Annotated in this window: 17 protein-coding genes and 1 pseudogene; 11 read left to right on the forward strand and 7 right to left on the reverse strand. The window is 71.1% G+C overall.

Annotation, left to right across the window (positions count from 1 at the left end):
* Nucleotides 1–5: 5 nt before the first annotated feature.
* The 4 genes from surE (at nt 6) to K343_RS0108370 (ending at nt 3,058) form a co-directional block, all read left to right on the forward strand.
* On the forward strand, nt 6–752 hold the full coding sequence (gene surE / locus K343_RS0108355) for a 5'/3'-nucleotidase SurE (protein ID WP_028007676.1): 747 nt from the start codon (nt 6–8) through the stop codon (nt 750–752).
* Nucleotides 749–1,420, forward strand: coding sequence for a protein-L-isoaspartate(D-aspartate) O-methyltransferase (locus K343_RS0108360; RefSeq protein WP_051278067.1), 672 nt, complete (start codon nt 749–751; stop codon nt 1,418–1,420). Before surE ends, K343_RS0108360 begins: the two co-directional genes overlap by 4 nt.
* Before the next feature lie 157 nt (nt 1,421–1,577).
* Nucleotides 1,578–2,186, forward strand: coding sequence for a DedA family protein (locus K343_RS0108365; protein ID WP_028007678.1), 609 nt, complete (start codon nt 1,578–1,580; stop codon nt 2,184–2,186).
* A 26-nt stretch (nt 2,187–2,212) separates the two neighbouring features.
* Nucleotides 2,213–3,058, forward strand: a complete 846-nt coding sequence (locus K343_RS0108370) for a peptidoglycan DD-metalloendopeptidase family protein (RefSeq protein ID WP_051278068.1) — start codon at nt 2,213–2,215, stop codon at nt 3,056–3,058.
* On the opposite strand, the gene K343_RS0108375 is transcribed toward K343_RS0108370, so the two are convergent.
* Nucleotides 3,045–4,127, reverse strand: coding sequence for a fatty acid desaturase (locus tag K343_RS0108375; protein ID WP_028007680.1), 1,083 nt, complete (start codon nt 4,125–4,127; stop codon nt 3,045–3,047). The genes K343_RS0108370 and K343_RS0108375 overlap by 14 nt on opposite strands.
* A 282-nt stretch (nt 4,128–4,409) precedes the next feature.
* Between K343_RS0108375 and alaC the strand changes: the two genes are divergently transcribed.
* From alaC to K343_RS0108410, 7 genes and pseudogenes are all read left to right on the forward strand, one after another.
* The gene (alaC, locus tag K343_RS0108380; RefSeq protein ID WP_028007681.1) at nt 4,410–5,642 is read left to right on the forward strand and encodes an alanine transaminase; all 1,233 of its coding nucleotides are present in this window, start codon (nt 4,410–4,412) and stop codon (nt 5,640–5,642) included.
* On the forward strand, nt 5,639–6,952 hold the full coding sequence (locus K343_RS0108385; protein ID WP_211226191.1) for a homoserine dehydrogenase: 1,314 nt from the start codon (nt 5,639–5,641) through the stop codon (nt 6,950–6,952). The genes alaC and K343_RS0108385 overlap by 4 nt, the downstream gene beginning before the upstream one ends.
* Nucleotides 6,953–6,954: 2 nt before the next feature.
* Nucleotides 6,955–7,575 (forward strand): GNAT family N-acetyltransferase, encoded by a 621-nt coding sequence (locus K343_RS0108390; protein ID WP_028007683.1) that lies wholly within the window; start codon nt 6,955–6,957, stop codon nt 7,573–7,575.
* A 38-nt stretch (nt 7,576–7,613) separates the two neighbouring features.
* Nucleotides 7,614–8,646: pseudogene (thrC, locus tag K343_RS0108395) on the forward strand (threonine synthase); the annotation flags it as partial.
* A 126-nt stretch (nt 8,647–8,772) separates the two neighbouring features.
* Nucleotides 8,773–10,464, forward strand: a complete 1,692-nt coding sequence (gene recJ / locus K343_RS0108400; RefSeq protein WP_028007685.1) for a single-stranded-DNA-specific exonuclease RecJ — start codon at nt 8,773–8,775, stop codon at nt 10,462–10,464.
* An 89-nt stretch (nt 10,465–10,553) separates the two neighbouring features.
* Nucleotides 10,554–10,976, forward strand: coding sequence for a hypothetical protein (locus tag K343_RS0108405; RefSeq protein WP_028007686.1), 423 nt, complete (start codon nt 10,554–10,556; stop codon nt 10,974–10,976).
* A 71-nt stretch (nt 10,977–11,047) separates the two neighbouring features.
* Nucleotides 11,048–13,063 carry a bifunctional 2',3'-cyclic-nucleotide 2'-phosphodiesterase/3'-nucleotidase gene (locus tag K343_RS0108410; protein WP_028007687.1) on the forward strand — a complete coding sequence of 672 codons (2,016 nt, stop codon included), beginning with the start codon at nt 11,048–11,050 and terminating at the stop codon, nt 13,061–13,063.
* On the opposite strand, the gene K343_RS0108415 is transcribed toward K343_RS0108410, so the two are convergent.
* From K343_RS0108415 to K343_RS0108440, 6 genes are all read right to left on the reverse strand, one after another.
* The gene (locus tag K343_RS0108415) at nt 13,047–14,177 is read right to left on the reverse strand and encodes an ABC transporter permease (protein ID WP_028007688.1); all 1,131 of its coding nucleotides are present in this window, start codon (nt 14,175–14,177) and stop codon (nt 13,047–13,049) included. The two genes, K343_RS0108410 and K343_RS0108415, sit on opposite strands and share 17 nt — an antisense overlap.
* 2 nt (nt 14,178–14,179) lie before the next feature.
* Nucleotides 14,180–16,912 (reverse strand): ribosome-associated ATPase/putative transporter RbbA, encoded by a 2,733-nt coding sequence (gene rbbA, locus K343_RS0108420; protein ID WP_028007689.1) that lies wholly within the window; start codon nt 16,910–16,912, stop codon nt 14,180–14,182.
* 4 nt (nt 16,913–16,916) lie between these two features.
* Entirely contained in the window at nt 16,917–17,996 is a 1,080-nt protein-coding gene (locus K343_RS0108425; RefSeq protein WP_028007690.1) for an HlyD family secretion protein, read from the reverse strand.
* Nucleotides 17,996–19,480, reverse strand: coding sequence for an efflux transporter outer membrane subunit (locus K343_RS0108430; RefSeq protein ID WP_154662485.1), 1,485 nt, complete (start codon nt 19,478–19,480; stop codon nt 17,996–17,998). The genes K343_RS0108425 and K343_RS0108430 overlap by 1 nt, the downstream gene beginning before the upstream one ends.
* Nucleotides 19,481–19,574: 94 nt before the next feature.
* A complete protein-coding gene (locus tag K343_RS0108435; protein ID WP_051278069.1) occupies nt 19,575–20,345 on the reverse strand; it encodes an SDR family NAD(P)-dependent oxidoreductase in 771 nt (256 codons plus the stop codon).
* Nucleotides 20,342–21,349 (reverse strand): quinone oxidoreductase family protein, encoded by a 1,008-nt coding sequence (locus K343_RS0108440; RefSeq protein WP_051278092.1) that lies wholly within the window; start codon nt 21,347–21,349, stop codon nt 20,342–20,344. The genes K343_RS0108435 and K343_RS0108440 overlap by 4 nt, the downstream gene beginning before the upstream one ends.
* Nucleotides 21,350–21,363: the final 14 nt, after the last annotated feature.

A 21,363-nucleotide genomic window follows, 5' to 3' on the forward strand; every position in this document is an offset into this window, starting at 1 on the left:
GCCCCATGAAAATCCTGCTTTCGAACGATGACGGCTGCCACGCGCCAGGCCTGGTGTGCCTGCGCGAGCAGCTGCGGACCCGCCACGAGGTCCAGGTCGTCGCGCCCGACCGCAACCGCAGCGGCGCCAGTAACTCGCTGACCGTGCTCAATCCGCTGCGCGCGCTGCGCCACGACGACGGCACGATCTGCGTCGACGGTACGCCGACCGACTGCGTGCATCTGGCGCTGAACGGCCTGCTCGACTTCAAGCCGGACATCGTCGTCTCCGGCATCAACGCCGGCGCCAACCTCGGCGACGACACCCTGTACTCGGGCACCGTCGCCGCAGCGATGGAAGGCCGCCACCTCGGCTATTCGGCGATCGCGGTATCGAACGTCTCGCATTCGCCGGAGCACTACGAGGCCGCCGCGCGCGTCGTGCTGCGCCTGCTCGAACAGGTCGAGCGCGACCCGCTGCCCGGCGACACCATCCTCAACGTCAACGTGCCGGACCGGCCGTTCGAGGCGCTGCAGGGTTTCGAGGTGACGCGCGCCGGCAACCGCCACCGTGCCGAGGAAGTGCTGAAGTCGCGCGATCCGCGCGGCCGCACGATCTACTGGATCGGCGCCGCCGGCGCCGAGGCCGACTGCGGGCCGGGCACCGATTTCAACGCGGTCGCCAACGGCCGCGTGTCGATCACGCCGCTGCTCGTCGATCTGACGCGGCACAGCATGCTCGAGCGCGTCGGCCGCTGGGCGAGCAGCCTGTGACGCCGCGTGCGCAGACGCCGCGGCCGGCGGTCGGCGCGATCGCCAGCGCGCGGACGCGCCTGCTCGACGAGATCCGCGCCGCCGGCGTGCAGGACCCGGCGGTGCTGGCTGCCGTCGCCAAGGTGCCGCGCGAGCAGTTCGTCGACGACGCGCTGAAGAACCGTGCCTACGAGAACAACGCGCTGCCGATCGGCCATGCGCAGACCATCTCGCAGCCGGTGGTCGTCGCCTACATGACGCAGGCGCTGACGCAGGGGCGGCGGCCGCTCGAACGTGTGCTCGAGGTCGGTACCGGCAGCGGCTACCAGACCGCGGTGCTCGCCGAACTGGTCGGCACGCTGTTCACGGTCGAGCGCATCAAGGCGCTGTCGGAGCAGGCGCGCGCGCGGCTCGCCGCGCTCGGCTGCCGCAACGTGCACTTCGGCTATGCCGACGGCATGAACGGCTGGCTGCCGTACGCGCCGTACGACGGCATCCTCGTCACCGCCGGCGCCGAGCGCGTGCCGCCGGCGCTGCTCGAGCAGCTCGCGCCGGGCGGGCGCCTGGTCATTCCGGTCGGCCCGCAGGGCCGGCAGACGCTCAAGCTCGTCGAGCGCCGCGGTTCGGCGTTCCGCGAGCAGGATCTGGGCTGGGTCAGCTTCGTGCCGCTGCTGTCGGGCAAGGTCTAGGCCGTGCCCCGGCAATATCGAGACGCGAAACGGCGGCTTGGCGCATGTAGTGGCCGCGCCCGCGGGCTGCGGCATGCGCTGCGACGCGAGCCGTCCGTTTCATCTTGTTCCGCTGCAGGCGGGGCAGGGGACTAGGTTCAGGGAGGAACCGTTACGCATGCACGTCTTCACCGCTTGGGTCGAGCAGTACGTCGCGCATCTGGGCTACGTCGAGATTTTCTTCCTGATGGCGCTGGAGTCGAGCCTGTTCCCGGTGCCGTCGGAGCTGGTGATGATTCCGGCCGGCTATCTGGCCCGGCGCGGCGAACTCGACCCGGCGCTCGCGGCGCTGTCCGGCGGCGCCGGCTCGCTGCTCGGCGCCAGCATCAACTACGCGCTCGGCCGCTATGCCGGGCGCGCGTTCCTGCTGCGCTACGGCCGCTGGTTCCTGATCGACGAGCGCAAATACCATGAGGCCGAGCGCCTGTTCCTGCGCAATGCCGTGTGGGCGACCTTCGTCGGCCGTTTCATTCCGGTGATCCGCCATCTGATCTCGCTGCCGCCGGGCGTGTTCGGCATGCCGCTGGCGCCGTTCATGCTCGCCACCGCGATCGGCGCGACGCTGTGGTGCGCGGTGCTGGTCAGCATCGGCTACTGGTTCGGCGAGTCGGCGGCGCAGGCGATGCGGCATTATTCGGACGAGATCGGTGTCGCGGCCCTTTTGCTGTGCACCGTGTTTGTGCTGAGATTCCTGTTGAAGGGCCGCAAGACCACCGCCGGGCGCTAGCGTCCGGCCGACCACGGACCGTCTGCATGAGCCATTTCGCCAAGACCCGCTACGCGGGCCCGCTGCTCGCCGTGCTGCTGCTGCAGGGCTGCGCCGGCTGGTCGTCGTGGGAGGACGGCAAGAAGAAGCGCGATGTCGGACCCGTGGTGCCCGAGCGCATGCCGGGTCCGCAGGAGTACGTCGTGCAGCGCGGCGACACCGTGTTCGGCATTGCCTTCCGCAACAGTCTCGACTACCGGGAGCTGGCGCGCTGGAACGACATCGGCGGCGATTACCTGATCCGTCCCGGCCAGATCCTGCGCCTGCGGCCGCCGCGTGGCCCGGCGGTCGCCGTGGCGCGGCCGCAGCAGCGCTTCCAGACCGATCAGATGCAGTCGCGGCCGATCGAGGACGCCAGCACGGCCGGCGCCCAGGCGGTCACCGCCGACACGCCGCCGCCGGCCGTCGCGCCGCCGCCCCCGCCGCCGCCGAAGCCGGTCGATCAGGTCGGCGGCTACAGCTGGGGCTGGCCCGTCAACGGCGCCGCGGTCGTGCGCGGCTTCGGCCAGCAGGGCAGCAAGGGGGTCGATTTCAGCGGCGTCGTCGGCCAGCCGGTGCTCGCTGCCGCGCCCGGCCGCGTCGTCTACAGCGGCAACGCGCTGAAGGGCTACGGCGAGCTCGTCATCATCAAGCACGACGACGTCTACCTGTCCGCCTACGGCTACAACCGCACGCGCTACGTCAAGGAAGGCGACATCGTCACCGCCGGCCAGCCGATCGCCGAAATGGGTCTCGGCCCCGAGAACAAGCCGCTGCTGCACTTCGAAATCCGCGAGAAGGGCCAGCCGATCAGCCCCGCGCAGAAGCTGCCGGCCCGGGTCAGGGCGCCGTAGCCGGCAGCGGCGCTTCGCTCGGGCGGCCGGCGAAATCGGTCCAGCGGTTCTGTTCCAGGTCGTACAGCGCGCAGCGCTGCGCGGTGTCGAAGTACCAGCGCCACGAGAAGTCCTGCACGACGATGTGCTCGGGCAGTGCCGCTTCGAGGCGGCGCTGCGCCTCCGGCAGGCCGTACAGCGGGATGCCCATGTCGACGTGGTGCGCGGTGTGCTCGAGGATCTGGTGCAGCGCGGCGCCGAGGCCGAACGGCAGGCGCAGGTGCACCGTGGTCGACACGAACGGCACCGACTTCGCCCAGTTCTCCTTGTCGGCGTACCAGCGGATGCGCGGATGCGTGTGGTGCACGTAGACGACGAAGCCGACCAGCATATTCCAGGCGAGGAACGGCACGACGAAGCCGACCAGCACCAGCCACCAGGCCGCCTGGCCGGTGGCCTGCGCGGCGAGCACGAGGCCGCCGATCCACAGCAGCGCCGCGGCGCTGACCAGCAGGTTGTCCCAGAGGAAGGCCGGGCGCCGCGCCTTCATGTAGCGCTGGCTCGGGAACATCATGCGCAGCCACCAGATCTCGATCAGGTAGTAAAGGCCCGGCGCCCAGCCGCTGCGGTACAGGCGTTCGAGCCGGCGGCGCCAGCGCGGCAGCGCGCGGTACTCCGCCGGCGTCAGCGGCGCCCAGACGAAGTCGAAGCCCTTGAGGTTGGTGTAGCCGTGGTGGACGACGTTGTGGCCGACCTCCCAGAGGCTGTAAGGGGTCAGCGACGGCAGGAACACGAGTCGGCCGAGCCAGCGGTTCAGGCGGTGGCTGTCGGTCAGCGCCTGGTGGCAGGCATCGTGGCCGATGATGAACAGGCGGCCGATGACGAAGCCTTCGGCGACGGCGAGCAGCAGCTGGGCGATCGGCGACTCGACGCGCACGATCGCCACCAGCAGCGCGGCGAACAGCAGCAGGTCGAAGCCGCTCAGGAGCAGGGCGCGCAGCGTGCTGCGCGAGCGGAATTCCTGCAGCCAGCCGCGGATGACCTGGCGCTGCGGAATCTCGGACGGGGCGAGGCGGGGACGGCGTGACATCGGTAGGGGAGTCGGTGCACACCCAAAGACGGGCGGCCCGATGCTAGGGAGCCCTCCCCGGGCCTCCCCTGACGCAGATCAAGGCGAAAGCGGGCCGGCTGTGCTGGGCAAGCGGCGGCAAAAGACCGCCGCCAGGCCGCGCAAATCCAATTCCGACAAGGGTTTGACGACGGTTTTTCGCTTGCGGGGAAACCCCCAACTTGCTTTAATACCGCCCCCGTTTTTGGGCTCCGTCCGGAGCGCGTCACCCCCGCTGTTCCCCTTCATCCATCCAGGAATCCCGTGAAAACCGTCTTCCCGCGCATTCAGCGCTTGCCGCCTTACGTCTTCAACATCGTCGGCGATTTGAAGAAGGCTGCCCGAGCTCGCGGCGACGACGTCATCGATTTCTCGATGGGCAACCCCGACCAGCCGACGCCCAAGCACATTCTCGACAAGCTGGTCGAGGCCTCGGTGCGCGGCACCGACTCCGACTACGTCAAGCCCGAGCTGCACGACGAGGACGGCACGCACACGCACCGCTACTCGGTGTCCAAGGGCATCCCGCGCCTGCGCCGCGCGATGGCGCGCTGGTACAAGACGCGCTACGACGTCGACCTCGATCCGGACAGCGAAGTGATCGCCACGATCGGCTCGAAGGAAGGCCTCGCGCACCTGGCGTTCGCGACGCTCGGCCCCGGCGACGTGGTGCTGGTGCCGAACCCGGCGTACCCGATCCACCCGTACGGCGTGGTGCTGGCCGGCGCCGACGTGCGCCATGTGCGCATGACGCCGGACGTCGATTTCTTCGAGGAGCTGCAGCGCGCGATCAAGGAATCGTGGCCGGCGCCGAAGATGCTGATCCTGAACTTCCCGGCCAACCCGACGACGCATTGCGTCGATCTCGAATTCTTCGAGAAGGTCGTCGCGATCTGCCGCGAGCACGAGATCTGGCTGGTCCACGATCTGGCCTACGCCGACATCGTGTTCGACGGCTACACCGCGCCGAGCGTACTGCAGGTGCCGGGCGCCAAGGACATCGCCGTCGAGTTCTTCACGCTGTCGAAGAGCTACAACATGCCGGGCTGGCGCGTCGGCTTCATGGCTGGCAACCCGACGCTGGTCGCGGCGCTGGCGCGCATCAAGAGCTATCTCGACTACGGCATGTTCACGCCGATCCAGGTCGCCGCGATCGCCGCGCTCGAAGGCCCGCAGCAGTGCGTCGCCGAGATCCGCCACATGTACGAAGTGCGCCGCGACGTGCTCTGCGAAGGCCTCAACGCCGCCGGCTGGAAGGTCGACAAGCCCAAGGCGACGATGTTCGTCTGGGCCGAGATTCCGGAGCCGTTCAAGCACCTCGGCTCGCTGGAGTTCTCCAAGCGCCTGATGGAAGAGGCCAAGGTCGCGGTCTCGCCGGGCATCGGCTTCGGCGAATACGGCGACACGCACGTGCGCTTCGCGCTGATCGAAAACGAGCAGCGCACCCGCCAGGCGATCCGCGGCATCAAGAAGATGCTCAAAGAGGCCAAGGCATGAGCGTGGCTCCGATCCGCGTCGGTGTGATCGGCCTGGGCACGGTCGGCCAGGGCGTGCTGCGCCTGCTGAAGGACAACGCCGCCGAAATCACGCGGCGCGTCGGCCGGCCGCTGCTCGTCACGCACGCCGCGGCGCGCGATCCGGCCAAGCCGCGCGACTGCGACCTGTCCGGCGTCAGCGTCGTCACCGACCCGATGACGGTCGCGCGCGAGGCCGACGTCGACATCGTCGTCGAGCTGATCGGCGGCATCAGTCCGGCGCGCGAGCTGATCGAGGCCGCGGTCGGGCGCGGCAAGCCGGTCGTCACCGCCAACAAGGCGCTGCTCGCCGAGGACGGCAACCGCGTGTTCGCCGCGGCGCGCCGCGGCGGCGTCAGCATCGCCTTCGAGGCGGCGGTCGCCGGCGGCATTCCGGTCATCAAGGCGATCCGCGAGGGTCTGGCCGGCAACCGCATCGAGCGCCTCGCCGGCATCATCAACGGCACCTGCAACTACATCCTGACGCAGATGCAGGAGAAGGGGCAGAGCTTCGCCGACGCGCTGCGCGACGCGCAGCGGCTCGGCTACGCCGAGGCCGATCCGACTTTCGACATCGAGGGCCTCGACGCTGCGCACAAGCTGACGATCCTCGCCAGCATCGCCTTCGGCATGCCGCTCGACGCCGCGTCGGTGACGACCGAGGGCATCACGCGCGTCACGCCGCAGGACATCCAGATCGCGCAGGTGTTCGGCTACCGCATCAAGCTGCTCGGCATCGCCAAGCGCGGCGATGCCGGCGTCGAACTGCGTGTGCATCCGACGCTGGTGCCGGAGACGTCGCTGCTGGCCAAGGTCGACGGCGTGCTGAATTCGGTGCTGGTGCGCGGCAACGCGGTCGGCGAGGTCGGCCTCTACGGGCGCGGCGCCGGCGGCGACGCGACGGCGTCGGCGGTGATCGCCGACCTCGTCGATCTGGCGCGCGGCCTCGGCGCCGATCCGAGCCACGCGGTGCCGGCACTGGCCTTCCAGCCGGACGCCGTGCAGCCGCTGCCGGTGCTGCCGATGTCGGCGGTCGCCAGCGCGTTCTACCTGCGCCTGAAGGTCGCCGACGAAGCCGGCGTGCTGTCGAAGCTGACGACGATCCTCGCCACGCACGACATCAGCGTCGAGGCGATCCTGCAGCGCGAGCCGCAAGGCAATGAGGACGCGCACGTCGCGCTGATTACCTCGGTGGTCCGCCAGGAACGCTTCGATCACGCGCTGGTCGAGATGCTGCGCCTGCCGTTCGTGCGCGAAGGCGCGGCCTGCCTGCGCGTCGAGAAGTTCGACTGACGATGGCCGCTGCCGCGCCGCCCGACCTGTCGCCGCGCACGCTGACCGGCCGTCACGTGCGCCTCGAGCCGCTGCGGGACGCACATGTCGAGGCGCTGGCCGCGGCCGGCGCCGCGCCGTCGATCTGGACCTGGTTCCCGCAGGACTTCGGCACGCCGGCGGCGATGCGCCGCTTCGTCGCGCAGGCGCTGGCCTGGCAGCAGGCCGGCACCGCGCAGGCCTTCGTGCAGGTCGATGCCGCGAGCGGCGCCGTGGTCGGCAGCACGCGTCTCGCGCAGATCGACGCCGCGCACCGCCGCGCCGAGATCGGCTGGACCTGGCTGACGCCGTCGGCGCAGCGCAGCGCGATCAACACCGAAGCCAAGTACCTGCTGCTGCGCCACGCCTTCGAGACGCTCGGCCTGATGCGCGTCGAGTTCAAGACCGACAGCCTCAACGAGAAATCGCGCCGCGCCCTCAAGCGCATCGGCGCGACCGAGGAAGGCGTGTTCCGCCGCCACATGCTCACCGAGTCGGGCCGCGTCCGCGACAGCGTCTGGTTCAGCGTCGTCGACGTCGAATGGCCGGCGGTACGCGCCCACCTCGAACAGCTGCTGGCGCGGCCGTACCGCGACGCCGCCTAGCCCTCATCCGATTTTCCGCCGTTCCACCGAGACCCGACGTGACCCGTTATACCGGTTTGATCGAACACTACCGCAGCCGCCTGCCGCTGGCTCCCGAAGCGCGCGCCATCTCGCTCGGCGAAGGCCGCACGCCGCTGATCAAGCTCGAGAACCTGCCGGGCAAGATCGGCTTCGAGGGCGAGCTGTACGTGAAGTTCGAGGGCCTCAATCCCACGGGTTCGTTCAAGGACCGCGGCATGACGGTGGCCGTTACGCAAGCCGTCCATGAAGGCGCGAAGGCCATCATCTGCGCCTCGACCGGCAACACCTCGGCGGCGGCCGCCGCCTACGCGGTGCGCGCCGGCGTCACCGCCTTCGTGCTGATCCCGGAAGGCAAGATCGCGCTCGGCAAGCTCGCGCAGGCCGTCGTGCACGGCGCCGTGGTGATCCAGATCCAGGGCAACTTCGACGACGGCATGCGCCTCGTCAAGGAGATCGGCGAGACCACGCCGGTCGCCATCGTCAACTCGATCAACCCGTATCGCCTGCAGGGCCAGAAGACCGCGTCGTTCGAGATCGTCGAGGCGCTCGGCCGCGCGCCGGACTTCCACTGCCTGCCGGTCGGCAACGCCGGCAACATCAGCGCGCACTGGATCGGCTATTCGGAAGCCGCCGGCGTCGCCACCGCGATCAGCCCGCATCACGCCGAAGGCCGCTTCCTCGACCGTCCGCTGACCCACGCGCGGCCGCGCATGGTCGGCTACCAGGCCTCGGGCAGCGCGCCGTTCATGCGCGGCGGTCCGGTCAAGGACCCGGAGACGGTCGCCACCGCGATCCGCATCGGCGACCCGCAGTCCTGGGATCTGGCCTGGGCGCTGCAGAAGGAATCGAACGGCTGGTTCGACGAGTGCAGCGACGCGGCGATCCTCGCCACGCAGAAGCTGCTCGCGGCCAGCGAAGGCGTGTTCTGCGAGCCGGCCTCGGCGGCCTCGCTGTGCGGTGCGCTCGCCGACATCAAGTCCGGCAGGATCCCGCAGGGCTCGACGGTGGTCTGCACGCTGACCGGCAACGGCCTCAAGGATCCGGACATCGTCATGAAGGACGGCCTCAAGGATCTGATCCAGGTGCCGGCCGAGCGCGGCGCCGTCGAGAAGGCGCTGCTCGCGCGCCTGCAGCCCTGAGCGCGCGCCGCCGCGTGCGCGCGGGACCGCCGCCGGCATGACGCCGCCGCGGATCGAGCGCCGTCCGCCGGGCGCCGTCGAGGCGCTGCCGGCGTCGCTGCATCCGGTGCTGCGCCGCCTCTACGCGGCGCGCGGCGTCGCCGCCGCCGAACTCGAACTGGAGCTGGCGCGCCTGCTGCCGCCGGCCGGACTGCGCGGCATCGACGCCGCCGTCGCGCTGGTGGCGCAGACGATCGCCGCCGGCGAGGGCATCGTCATCGCCGGTGACTACGACGCCGACGGCGCGACCGGCGTCGCCGTCGCCGTCGCCGGTCTGCGCGCGCTCGGCGCGCCGGCGGTCGACTACGTGGTGCCGGACCGCTTCCGCATGGGCTACGGCCTGTCGCCGGCGCTGGCCGAGGCCGCCGCCGCGACCGGTGCGCGCCTGCTGATCACCGTCGACAGCGGCATCGCCAGCGTCGCCGGCGTTGCCCGCGCCAGGGCGCTCGGCCTGCGCGTGGTCGTCACCGATCACCATCTCGCCGGGCCGGAGCTGCCGGCCGCCGACGCGATCGTCGATCCGAACCAGCCGGACTGCGCGTTCGCCTCCAAGCATCTCGCCGGCGTCGGCGTGATGTTCTACCTGCTGCTCGCGCTGCGCGCGCAGCTGCGCCGCGACGGCGCCTTCGCGTCTCGCGCCGAGCCGAACCTCGCCGAGCTGCTCGATCTGGTCGCGATCGGCACCGTCGCCGACGTGGTGCGCCTCGACCACAACAACCGCATCCTCGTGCAGCAGGGCCTGGCGCGCATCCGCGCCGGTCGTGCGCGGCCGGGCGTGCGCGCGCTGCTGCAGGTCGCCGGCCGCGACGCGCAGCGCATCGGCTCGACCGATCTCGGTTTCGTGCTCGGTCCGCGCATCAACGCCGCCGGCCGTCTCGACGACATCCGCACCGGCATCGAGTGTCTGCTGGCGCCGTCGTCCGAGGCGGCGCTGCCGCTCGCGCAGCAGCTCGACCGCTTCAACCGCGAGCGCCGCGAGATCGAAGCGCAGATGCGCGAGGAAGCGCTGCTGCTGGTCGAGGGCAGCGACGCGACCGGCGTCTGCGTGTTCCAGGACGACTGGCACGAAGGTGTCGTCGGTCTGGTCGCCTCCAAGCTCAAGGAGCGCCTGCACCGGCCGGTGATCGCCTTCGCGCGCGCCCAGGACGGCGGGCTGCTGAAGGGCTCGGGGCGCTCGATCGCCGGCCTGCACCTGCGCGATGCGCTGGTGCGGCTCGACGCGCGCCATCCGGGCCTCGTGCTGCGCTACGGCGGCCACGCGATGGCCGCCGGCCTGAGCCTCGCCGAGGCCGACTACGCGCGCTTCGCGCAGGCTTTCGACACGGTCTGCGCCGAGCTGCTCGACGACGACGCGCTGGCCCGCGTCGTGCACACCGACGGCGAGCTGGCGCCGGCCGAACTCGATCTCGACACCGCGCACGCGCTCGAACGCGCCGGGCCCTGGGGCCAGGGCTTCGCCGAGCCGCTGTTCGAAGGCACGTTCCGCGTGCTCGGCCATCGCGTGCTCAAGGAGCAGCACGTCAAGTACCGTCTCGCGAGCGCCGGCGGCGCGGCGCTGTCGGCGATGCACTTCGGCGGCATCGAGCAGTTGCGCGCCGCCGGCAGCATGCGTGTAACGTACCGGCTCGCGATCAACCGCTGGCAGGACAGCGAGAGCCTCGAACTCTATATCGTCGACGTTTGCGAATGAGCGGCGGAGCACGGAACTCATACGCCGGCGCGCGGATCGAACAGGCGTATCGGACGACAGGACCCTCGGCGGTCACGAGCGAAGACGACATGCGGCACGACAAGGCGCAATCGCGGCACCGGCACTGGCGTCGCCTCGCGCGGCTGGTGTGGCTGTCGCCGATGCTCGGCGCCAGCGCCGCGCTCGCGCAGGGCTCGCTGTCGCTGAACCGCGACGCGCTCGTCGAGCAGGCCCGCAGCGCGGCGCGCGAGACGGTGGAACGCGAAAACGAGGACGAGGCGCAGATGCCGACCGTGGTCGTGCGTCCCGACGGCTATCTCTACGAATCCGACCGCCAGCTCGACGACGTCAAGCACAAGCTGCCCGGCGCCGACGATGCGGCGCGCACCAAGCTCGATCTGGTCGACCGCACGCAGCGCTACTTCGAGCGGCGCCAGGATCCGAACGCGATCGCCGAGGATACGCAGAAGACCATGCTCAAGGTCTTCGAGCCGGCCAACAACAATCCGTGACCGCGCGCGCCGGCCGGGTTCCGGCACGGCCGCTGCTTGCCAAAGTCGACCTGCCCGAGCCGAGGCCCGTCATGTCACGCCGACCTTCCGTCCTGCCGATCGCCGCGCTGCTGGGTGCCGCGCTGCTCGCGGCCTGCCGCGCCGCGCCGCCGGCCGCGGCGCCGGAGCCGGCCGACGGCAGCACCTTGCCGCTGGCGCTGCTCGAAACCACCGATCTGCACAGCAACATCCTCGGCTACGACTACAGCCGCGACGCGCCCGATCCGACGCTCGGCTTCGAGCGCGTGGCGACGCTGGTCGCGCAGGCGCGCGCCGAGTATCCGAACACGATGCTGTTCGACGCCGGCGACACGATCCAGGGCACGGTGCTCGCCGAGTACCAGGCGCGCGTCGCGCCGCTGCCCTGCGACGAAGAACTGGCGATGTACCGGGCGATGGACGTGCTCGGCTACGACGGCGGCACGATCGGCAACCACGAGTTCAATTTCGGCCTGCCGTATCTGGCGCAGGTCACCGGCACGCCGATGCCGGCCGCCGGCACCGACGCGCGCCGCTGCGCCGGCCCGCATTACCCGCTGGTGCTGTCGAACGTCGATGCCGAGCGCGACGGCACGCCGCTGTACCGGCCGTGGGTGCTGCTGACGCGGACCTTCAGCGCGCGGCGTCCGGACGGCGGCACGCAGCCGGTGACGCTGCGCATCGGCCTGCTCGGCTTCACGCCGCCGCAGATCGTCAACTGGGACCGCGCCCATCTGCAGGGCCGCGTGCGCGTCAGCGGTGTCGTCGAAGCGGCGCAGCGCTGGCTGCCGGCGCTGCAGGCGCAGCATCCGGATCTCGTCGTCGCGCTGATCCACGGCGGCCCGGACGCGGCGCCGTACAGCGGCGATCTGGAGAACGCCGCCTGGCATCTGGCCGGCGTGCCGGGCATCGACGCGATCCTGATGGGCCACATGCACCAGCCGTTCCCCGGCGCGTTCGCCGCGCTGCCGGACGTCGACGCGCGGCGCGGCCGCATCCGCGGCGTGCCGGCGGTGATGGCCGGCTTCTGGGGCCAGTACCTCGGCCTCGTGCATCTGCACCTGCGCCGCGACGGCGGCCAGTGGCGCCTCGACCGTGAGGCGGCCTACAGCGAGCTGCGGCCGATCTGCCGCACCGCGCAGGACTGCGTCGCGCCCGACGCGCGCATCGCGCCGCTGGTGCGCGTCGCGCACGAGGGCGCGGTCGCCTATCTGCGGGCGCCGATCGGCAGCGTCAGCCTGCGGCTCAGCTCGTACTTCGCCGAGGTCGGCGACAGCTCGACGCTCGCCGTCATCAATACCGTGCAGCGCGATTACGTGCGCGACTGGATCGCCCGCGAGCATCCCGAGTGGCGCGACGAGCCGCTGCTGTCGGCCGCGTCGGCGTTCAAGACCGGCTACGCCGGCGCCGCCGACTACACCGACATCGCGCCCGGCGCGGTGAGCCTGCGCAGCGCCGCCGATCTCTACCCGTTCAGCAACCAGATGATGGCGGTGCGCATCGACGGCGCGACGCTGAAGCGCTGGATGGAGCTGAGCGCGCAGCGTTTCAACCGCATCGATCCGGCCGGCAGCGCGCCGCAGGCCTTGTTCAACGAGCGCTTTCCCGGCTTCAACTTCGACCAGTTCGCCGGCGACGGCCTGCACTACGTCATCGACCCGAGCCGGCCGGTCGGCGCGCGCGTCACGGCGTTGATGATCGACGGCAAACCGGTCGGCGAGCGGCAGATGCTGATCGTCGCCACCAACAGCTATCGCGCCGCCGGCAGCGCTGCATTCCCGGCGCTCGACGGCAGCCAGACCGTGCTGGCTGCGCCGGACACGGTGCGCGAGCTGATCGCCGACTGGCTGCGCCGGCATCCGCAGCTGCAGCGCGCGCAGCTGCTGTCGCGCGCCTGGCGCTTCGCGCCGCTGCACACGCGTGCGCCGCTGACTTTCGTCTCGGCCGGTGGCAAGGCGGCACTGGCGGCCGAGGCCGGACTGCGCGGCGTGCGTCCGCTACAGGATCTCGGCGACGGTCGTGCGCGCTACGCGATCGAGCTGGACGCCGTGCCTATGCCATCCGGCTGATGCTGCCGCGGAAGCGGCGCAGCGACAGCGTGAACAGCACCGAGCCGATCAGCGCGAGCGCGAGGAACGGCTTCCAGACCACCGAAATGCCGGCGCCGCGGTAGAGGATCGCCTGACCGAGCTCGACGAAGTGCGTGGTCGGCGCCAGCAGCATGAGGTCCTGCACGAAGCGCGGCATGCTCTCGCGCGGGGTCTGGCCGCCGGACAGCATTTCGAGCGGGATCATGGTCAGGATCAGCAGCAGGCCGAACTGCGGCATGCTGCGCGCGAGCGTCGCCATGAAGATGCCGAGCGAGGTGGTCGCGAACAGGTGCAGGCAGGCGCCGGCCAGGAACAGCGCGATCGAGCCCTCGATCGGCACCTGCAGCAGGCCGCGCACGACGACGTTCAGCGAGATCGCCGCCGCCAGCAGCACGACCACGCCCATCGCCCAGACCTTGGCGAGCATGATCTCGGTCGGCGTCACCGGCATCACCAGCAGATGCTCGATGGTGCCGTGCTCGCGTTCGCGGATCAGCGCGGCGCCGGTCAGGATGATCGACAGCATGGTGACGTTGTTGATGATCTCCATCAGGCCGCCGAACCAGGATTTCTCCAGCGCCGGGTTGAAGCGTGCGCGCAGCGCCAGATCGACCGGCGGCACGCTGCTGGCGCGGTAGTGCTGCGTGAACTCGCTGATCTCGCCGAGCACGATCTGCTGCACGTAGCCGCTGCCGGTGAAGGCCTGGCCCATGCGCGTGGCGTCGACGTTGAGCTGTACGCTGGCGCTGCGGCCGGCGAGCACGTCGCGCTGGAAATCCGGCGGAATGTCGAGCGCGAACGTGAAGCGGCCGGCGTCCATGCCGCGGTCCATCTCGCCGATCGAGATCATCTGCGGCGCGGTGAACTGCGGTGGGTAGAAAGCGGAGACGATGCGCGAGGACAGCGGCGAGCCGTCCTCGTCGACGATCGCGATCGGGGCGCCGTGCAGCGTGTCCGGCATCGCCGTCGCCGCGGTATAGATCGCGAAGCTGAAGGTGTAGACGATCAGGAACAGCATCATCGGATCGCGCCACAGGCTCCACAGCTCCTTGACGCCGAGCCGGTAGACGTTGGCGAGATGGCGCGTGCGCATCGTCAGCGCTCCTGCTTGCGCAGCAGCGCGACGGCGGCGCCGAGGATCACCGGCACCGCCAGCAGCATCGGGATGAAGTTGGCCTGCACGTCGTGCAGCGCCAGGCCCTTGCTGAACACGCCGCGGCTGATGATGAACATGTGCGTCGCCGGATAGACCTCGCCGATCAGGCGGCCGACGCCTTCGAGCGAGGACACCGGGTTGATCAGGCCGGCGAACTGCACGGTCGGGATCATCGTCCCGATCATCGTGAAGAACATCGCCGCGATCTGGCTGCGCGTCAGCGCCGACGACAGCAGGCCCATGCTGGTGGCAATGCCGCTGAACACCAGCGCCGCGAGCAGCAGGGTCGGGTAGCTGCCGGTGATCGGCACGCCGAACACGGTGACCGCGAGCAGGCTCATCAGCAGGAAGTTCAGCATCGCCAGTGCAACGTACGGCAGCTGTTTGCCGAGCAGGAATTCGAAGCGCGTGACCGGCGTGACGTAGAGGTTGACGATGGAGCCGAGCTCCTTCTCGCGGACCACGGCCAGCGCCGTGAGCATCGCCGGCAGCATCAGCAGCAGCATCGGGATCACCGCCGGCACCATCGCCGGCAGGCTCTTGACGTCCGGGTTGTAGCGGAAGCGCACCTCGACGCCGAACGGGCTGTCCGTCGAGGTGCCGAGCCGATCGCGCGCCTGTTCGGCGAGCCATTGCTGGTGCAGGCCCTGCACGTAGCCCTGCACGGTCTCGGCGCGCTGCGGCATCGCGCCGTCGATCCAGGCTGCGATCTGTACCTTGTCGCCGCGCATGACGTCGCGGCCGAAGCCCGGCGGAATCTCGATCGCCAGCGACAGCTCGCCGCTGCGCATGCGGCGGTCGAGCTCGGCGTAGTCGGCGATCGGCGCCTGCTCGCTGAAGTAGCGCGAACCGGCGAGGTTGAGCGCGTAGTTCTGGCTCAGCGTGGTCTGGTCGCGGTCGAGCACCGCGTAGCGCAGGCTCTCGACGTCGAGGCTGATGCCGAAGCCGATGACGAACATCAGCACCAGCGAGCCGCCGAGCGCCATCGTCGCGCGCACCGGATCGCGCTGCAGTTCCAGCGCCTCGCGCCACAGATAGCTGTACATGCGCTGCAGGCTGAAGCGGCGATGGCGCGCCGGCTGCGGCGCCGACGGGCGCGCGCCGGCCGCCGCCGAGGCGTCGGGCGCGGCGCCGCCGCCGGCTTCGAGCAGATAGCCGATGAAGGCATCCTCGAGCGTGTCCGCGCCGCGCTTGGCGACCAGCGCCGCCGGCGTGTCGCTGTCGAGCACGCGGCCGGCGTGCATCATCGAGATGCGGTCGCAGCGCTCGGCCTCGTTCATGAAGTGCGTCGAGATGAAGATCGTCACGCGATCGCGGCGCGACAGCTCGATCAGCAGGCGCCAGAAGTTGTCGCGCGCGATCGGATCGACGCCGGAGGTCGGCTCGTCGAGGATCAGCAGTTCCGGCTTGTGTACCATCGCCACCGCCAGCGACAGGCGCTGGCGCATGCCGAGCGGCAGGCGCTCCGGCAGGCTCGCCTGCACGTCCTGCAGGCCGAAGCGCGCCAGCATTTCGGCGACGCGCGCCTCGATCTGCGCTTCCGGTACGTGGAACAGGCGCGCGTGCAGCACCAGGTTCTGGCGCACGTTGAGCTCGCCGTACAGCGAGAAGCCCTGCGACATGTAGCCGACGCGGCGACGCGTCGCCAGATCGCCGGACTCGACGTGCGCGCCGAGCAGCCAGGCCTCGCCCTCGCTCGCCGGCAGCAGGCCGGTGAGCATCTTCATCGTCGTGGTCTTGCCGCAGCCGTTGGAGCCGAGGAAGCCGAAGATCTCGCCGCGGCGGATGCGGAAGCTGACGTGGTCGACGGCGGTGAAGTCGCCGAAGCGCATCGTCAGCTCGCGTGCCTCGATGGCGATGTCGTCCTCGCCGTCGGCCGGCAGCGGCGGAATCTCCACCGGCCGGTAGTCGCGTTTCTTCTCGTCCGGCAGCAGGCGGATGAACGCGGCTTCCAGCGAGCGGCTGGCGGTGCGCGCCAGCAGTTCGCGCGGCGCGCCGGTCGCCAGCACGTGGCCGTCGTCCATCGCCACCAGCCAGTCGAAGCGCTGCGCCTCGTCCATGTACGCGGTCGCGACCAGCACGCTCATGCCCGGCCGGCCGCCGCGGATGCGCGCGATCAGCTCCCAGAACTGGGCGCGTGCCAGCGGGTCGACGCCGGTCGTCGGCTCGTCGAGCACCAGCAGGTCGGGGTCGTGGATCAGCGCGCAGCACAGACCGAGCTTCTGTTTCATGCCGCCGGACAGCTTGCCGACGGGACGCGCCAGGAACTCGTACAGGCCGGTCGCGCGCGTCAGCTCGTCGATGCGCCGCCGCCGCTCGGCTGCGTCGTGGCCGAACAGGCGCGCGAAGAACTGCAGGTTCTCCTCGACCGACAGCGTCGGGTACAGATTGCGGCCGAGGCCCTGCGGCATGTAGGCGATGCGCGGGCAGACCGCGTCGCGATGCCGTTTCTGCGCCATGTCGCCGCCGAGTACCTCGACGCGGCCGTCCTGCACGGCGCGCGCGCCGGCGATCAGCGCCAGCAGGCTCGATTTGCCGACGCCGTCGGGGCCGATCAGGCCGACCATGCGGCCGGCCGGCAGTTCGAGGTCGACGCCGTCGAGCGCCGCGGTCTTGCCGTAACGCAGGCGCACGCCCTGCAGGCGCGCGACGGTCGGCGCTGCGTCGCTCATGACGTCAATCCAGAACCTTGACGTCGAGCCGGGACGGCCACGGTGCCTGCGGGTCGATGCGCACCCAGGCGACGCCGGGCAGGCCGGTCTTGACCTGGTTCAGATACTTCTGCAGCAGGCTGCGCGGGATCTGCGCCTTGACGCGGAACATCAGCTTCTGGCGCTCGCTTGCCGTTTCGACGGTCTTGGGCGTGAACTGCGCGGCGCTGGCGACGTAGGAGATCGTCGCCGGGATCACCAGATTCGGCGCGGCGTCGAGCACGATGCGCGCCTCGCTGCCGAGCGCGACGCGGCCGGCGACCGTCTCCGGCAGGAAGAAGGTCATGTAGACGTCGGACAGGTCGATGAGGTTCAGCACCTTGCCGCCGGCGCCGAGCACCTCGCCGGGCTGGGCGACGCGATACTGCACGCGCGCGTCGCGCGGCGACTTGAGGGCGCTGTCGGCGATGTCGACGTCGATGCGCGCGACCGTCGCCTCGGCGGCCGTCACCGCCGAGCGCGCGCCGGTGACCTGCGCGCGGGCGGCGTCGACGGCGGCCCGCGCGGCGCTGGCCTGGGCGCGCGTGGCGGCGAGCGCGGCCTGCGCGCCGCGCTCGCGGGCGCGGTCGTCGTCGAGTTCCTGCTGCGAGGACGCGCCTTCGCGCGCCAGCGTTTCCGAGCGCGCGAGGCGGCGCTGCGCGGCGTCGAGTTCGCTTTCGCGCTGGTGGATCAGCGCCTGCTGCGCGGCCAGATCGGCCTGCTGCAGCGCGACCTGCGCCTCGGCGGCGCCGACCGCGTAGACCGCGCGCAGGCGGCTGGCCTGCGCCTCGTCGCGTTGCGCCTGCAGCGATTGCACGTCCATCTGCGCCAGCACCTGTCCGGCGCTGACGAAGTCGCCCTCGCGCACCAGGATGTCGGCGACCCGGCCCGGCAGCTTCGGCGCGATGTCGATCTCGGTGGCCTCGATGCGGCCGTTGCCGCTGGCGAAGCCGGCGCTGTCGCTGTCCGACTGCAGCCGGGTCCAGACATACAGCGCGATCGCGAGCACGACGACGACGGCTGCGGCGGGCACGGCCGCCTTCTTCAGGAGGGGAGGAATCTCGATCACGGAGCGGCCTCGGCGGCGGAGCGGGCGGAAGGATCATCGGTGGCACCGCCACCGAGCGCGGCATACAGCGCGACCTCGCTCGACAGCAGCGCGCGGCGCGTCTGCACCAGCGCCTGCTGCGCCGACAGCAGGTCGCGCTGCGCGTCCAGCACTTCGAGGTAGGGCGAGGCGCCGTTGTCGTAGCGCAGCCGCGCCAGCCGCGCGCGCTCGGCCTGCGCGGCGAGCGTCTCGCGCTGGATGCGTACCTGCTCGGCGAGCCAGCGCCGCGCCGACAGCGCGTCGGAGACTTCGCGGAACGCGGTCTGCACGGTCTTTTCGTAATCGGCGACGGCGAGGTCGCGGCGCACTTCGGCCAGATCGAGGCCGGCGCGCCGCCGGCCGCCGTCGAAGATCGGCAGCGCCAGCGTCGGCACGAAGGTCCACGCGCGGCTGCCGGAATCGAACAGGCCGTCGAGTTCGGCGCTCGCTGTGCCCCAGGTGCCGGTCAGGGCGATGCGCGGGAAGAACGCCGCGCGCGCCGCGCCGACATTGGCGTGCGCGGCGCGCAGGCGGTGCTCGGCGGCCATGAGGTCGGGACGGCGCGTCAGCAGCGACGACGGCAGGCCCGGCGGCAGGCCGGCGAGCACCGCGCCGTCGTCGAAGCCGCGCTCGCTCGGCGCCAGCTCGATCGTGGTGCCGGCCAGCTGCTGCAGCGCATGGGCCTGACTGGCGCGGGCCTGCTCGAGCTGGGCGCTGAGCGACTGTGCCTGGTTGAGCAGCGTTTCGACCTGCGTCAGGTCGAGCTTGGAGATCGCGCCGACCTCGTAGCGCCGCTTGAAGATGCGGAACGATTCCTGGCGGCTGTCGATGGTCTGCCGCGTCAGCGTCAGACGTTCGTCGAGTTCGCGCAGCTGCAGGTAGCCGTCGGCGAGCTGCGCGATCAGCGACACGCGCACGCCGTGCTGCGCCGCCTCGGTCGCCAGATAGTCCTGCAGCGCCGACTGCTTGAGATTGCGCACGCGGCCCCAGAGATCGAGCTCCCAGCTGCTGATGCCGACATAGGCTTCGTTGTCGCCGCCGACGACCGGCTGGCCGCTCACGTTCAGATCGCCCGGCGTGCGCGCCCGCGCCGCCTGCGCGCCGACGGCGATCGTCGGCCACTGGTCGGCGCGCTGGATCGCGTAGGCCGCGCGCGCTTCCTGCGTGTGCAACGCGGCGATGCGCAGGTCGCGGTTGTTCGCCAGCGCGATGCGGATCAGGGCCTGCAGCTGCGGGTCGGTGAAGTAGCGGCTCCAGCCCGGTTCGGCGCCGTCGTCGCTCGCCGCGGCTGCCGCTTCCTGCGGGTAGGCGGCCGGCACCGGCGCCGCCGGTCGCTCGTAGCGCGGCGACAGATCGACGCAGGCGGCGAGCGCGCCGACGAGCGCGCCTGCCGCACCGAAACGGCACAGGCATGCGCGGCTGCGCGCGGCACCGCAACGGAACGAGGCTGGCAAGCGTGGCATCGGAAACTCCCTGTGTGATCAGCATAGGGGTTTCGCCGTTCTGCGCCCTTGATCCAGCGCAAGGGCGTGCGGCCCGGCGCGTCGGCGCCGGGCCCTAAAGCGTCTGTCCGTTGTCGGCGCGCACGATCTGGCCGGTCAGCGACCGGGCGTCGAGCAAGGCGCAGATCGTGTCGGCGATGTCCTCGGCGCTGGAGATGCGCTGCAGCGGCAGATCGCCGGACAGCTGCCGCATCTTGTGCTCGTGTCCGGCCCACCAGCGCGTCGCGACCGCGCCAGGCGCGATGCCGTTGACGCGGACCTCGGGCGCCAGGGCGCGGGCCAGTGCCCGCGTCAGGCCGTGCACCGCGGCCTTCGAAACCGCATACGGCATCGACGAGCCGTAGCCGGTTTCGCCGGCGATGCTGCCGACGTTGACGATGGCGCCGCCGGCGGCGCGCAGGTACGGCGCGGCAGCGCGGCAGCAGTGGAAGGTGCCCTTGACGTTGACGGCGATCAGGCGATCCCAGGTGTCGTCCGCGATCGCCTCCAGATCGTCGAACGGCAGCTGCTGGGTGATGCCGGCATTGTTGACGAGATAGTCGAGGCCGCCGAAGCGCGCGACCACGTCGGCGACCAGGCGTCGCGCCTGCCGGTCGTCGGCGACGTCGGCGCGAATGGCGAGCGCGTCGCCGCCGGCGCGCCGCGCCTGCTCGACGGTCTCGTCTGCGTCGGCTTCGCTTTTCGAGTAGACCACGGCGACGCGGCAGCCGGCCGCGGCCAGGCGCAGGCTGACGGCGCGGCCGATGCCGGTGCCGCCGCCGGTGACGATCGCGGTCCTGGCGGGCGCGGGCGCGGCCGGCGCGTGGCTGGAGCTGGATGCGTTCATGGCCGCAGCAGGATCGCGCCGCTGCTCTCGCCGCTTTCGAGCCGGCGATGGGCCTCGGCCGCCTGCGCCAGCGGCAGCACGGCGCCGATGTTGGCGCGCAGGCCTTCGCGCAGCTGCTGCAGCGTCGCCAGCGCGCCCTCGCGGTAGAGCGCCGGCTCGCTCATGAAGCGGAAGACGCCGGGCCGCGACAGCGCGATCGAGCGCGCCGGCCCGAGCAGCGAGAGATCGAGCGGGCCCGGATCGCCGGCGACCTGGCCGACGCTGGCGACCATGCCGTACGGCCGCACCGTGGCCATCGTCCGCGCCAGCGTCGGACCGCCGATGCCGTCGATGGCGTAGTCCACGCCGCGACCGTCGGTCAGCGCCTGCACGGCGGCGACGAAATCCTGCTCGCGGTGCAGCACGGCGTGGTCGAGGCCGTGCTGCGTCGCCAGCGCTGCCTTGCCGGCACTGCCGACCGTGCCGATCACGCGCGCGCCGAGGCGCTTGGCCCACTGCACGAGCACCAGCCCCAGTCCGCCGGCGGCGGCATGGACCAGCAGCGTGTCGCCGGCTTTCAGCGGACGGACGTAGTGCAGCAGCATGTACGCGGTGATGCCGCGCAGCAGCAGGCTGGCGGCAGCGTCGGCGTCGATGTCGTCGGGCAGCGCGATCGCCCGCGCCGCCGGCAGGTTGCGGGCGCTGCTGTAGGCGCCGGCCGGCGGTCCGGCGTAGACCACGCGCTGTCCCGGCCGCAGCGTCTCGACGCCCGCGCCGACCGCCTCGATGACGCCGGCCGCCTCGACGCCGAGCACGGCCGGCAGCTGCGGCAGCGCGTAAAGGCCGGTGCGGTGGTAGACGTCGACGAAGTTGACGCCGATCGCGCTGTGGCGGACGCGCACCTCGCCGGCGCCCGGCGGCGGCAGTTCGATCCGGCGCTGCGCCAGCGTCGAGCGATCGCCGTATTGCGCGATGCAAATCTCACGGACTTCGGGAGCAGCGGCGGAGTGGGGAAGGGTGTTCATCGTCGAGCCTCGCG

Source organism: Solimonas flava DSM 18980 (genome assembly GCF_000426685.1).
Classification (GTDB): domain Bacteria; phylum Pseudomonadota; class Gammaproteobacteria; order Nevskiales; family Nevskiaceae; genus Solimonas; species Solimonas flava.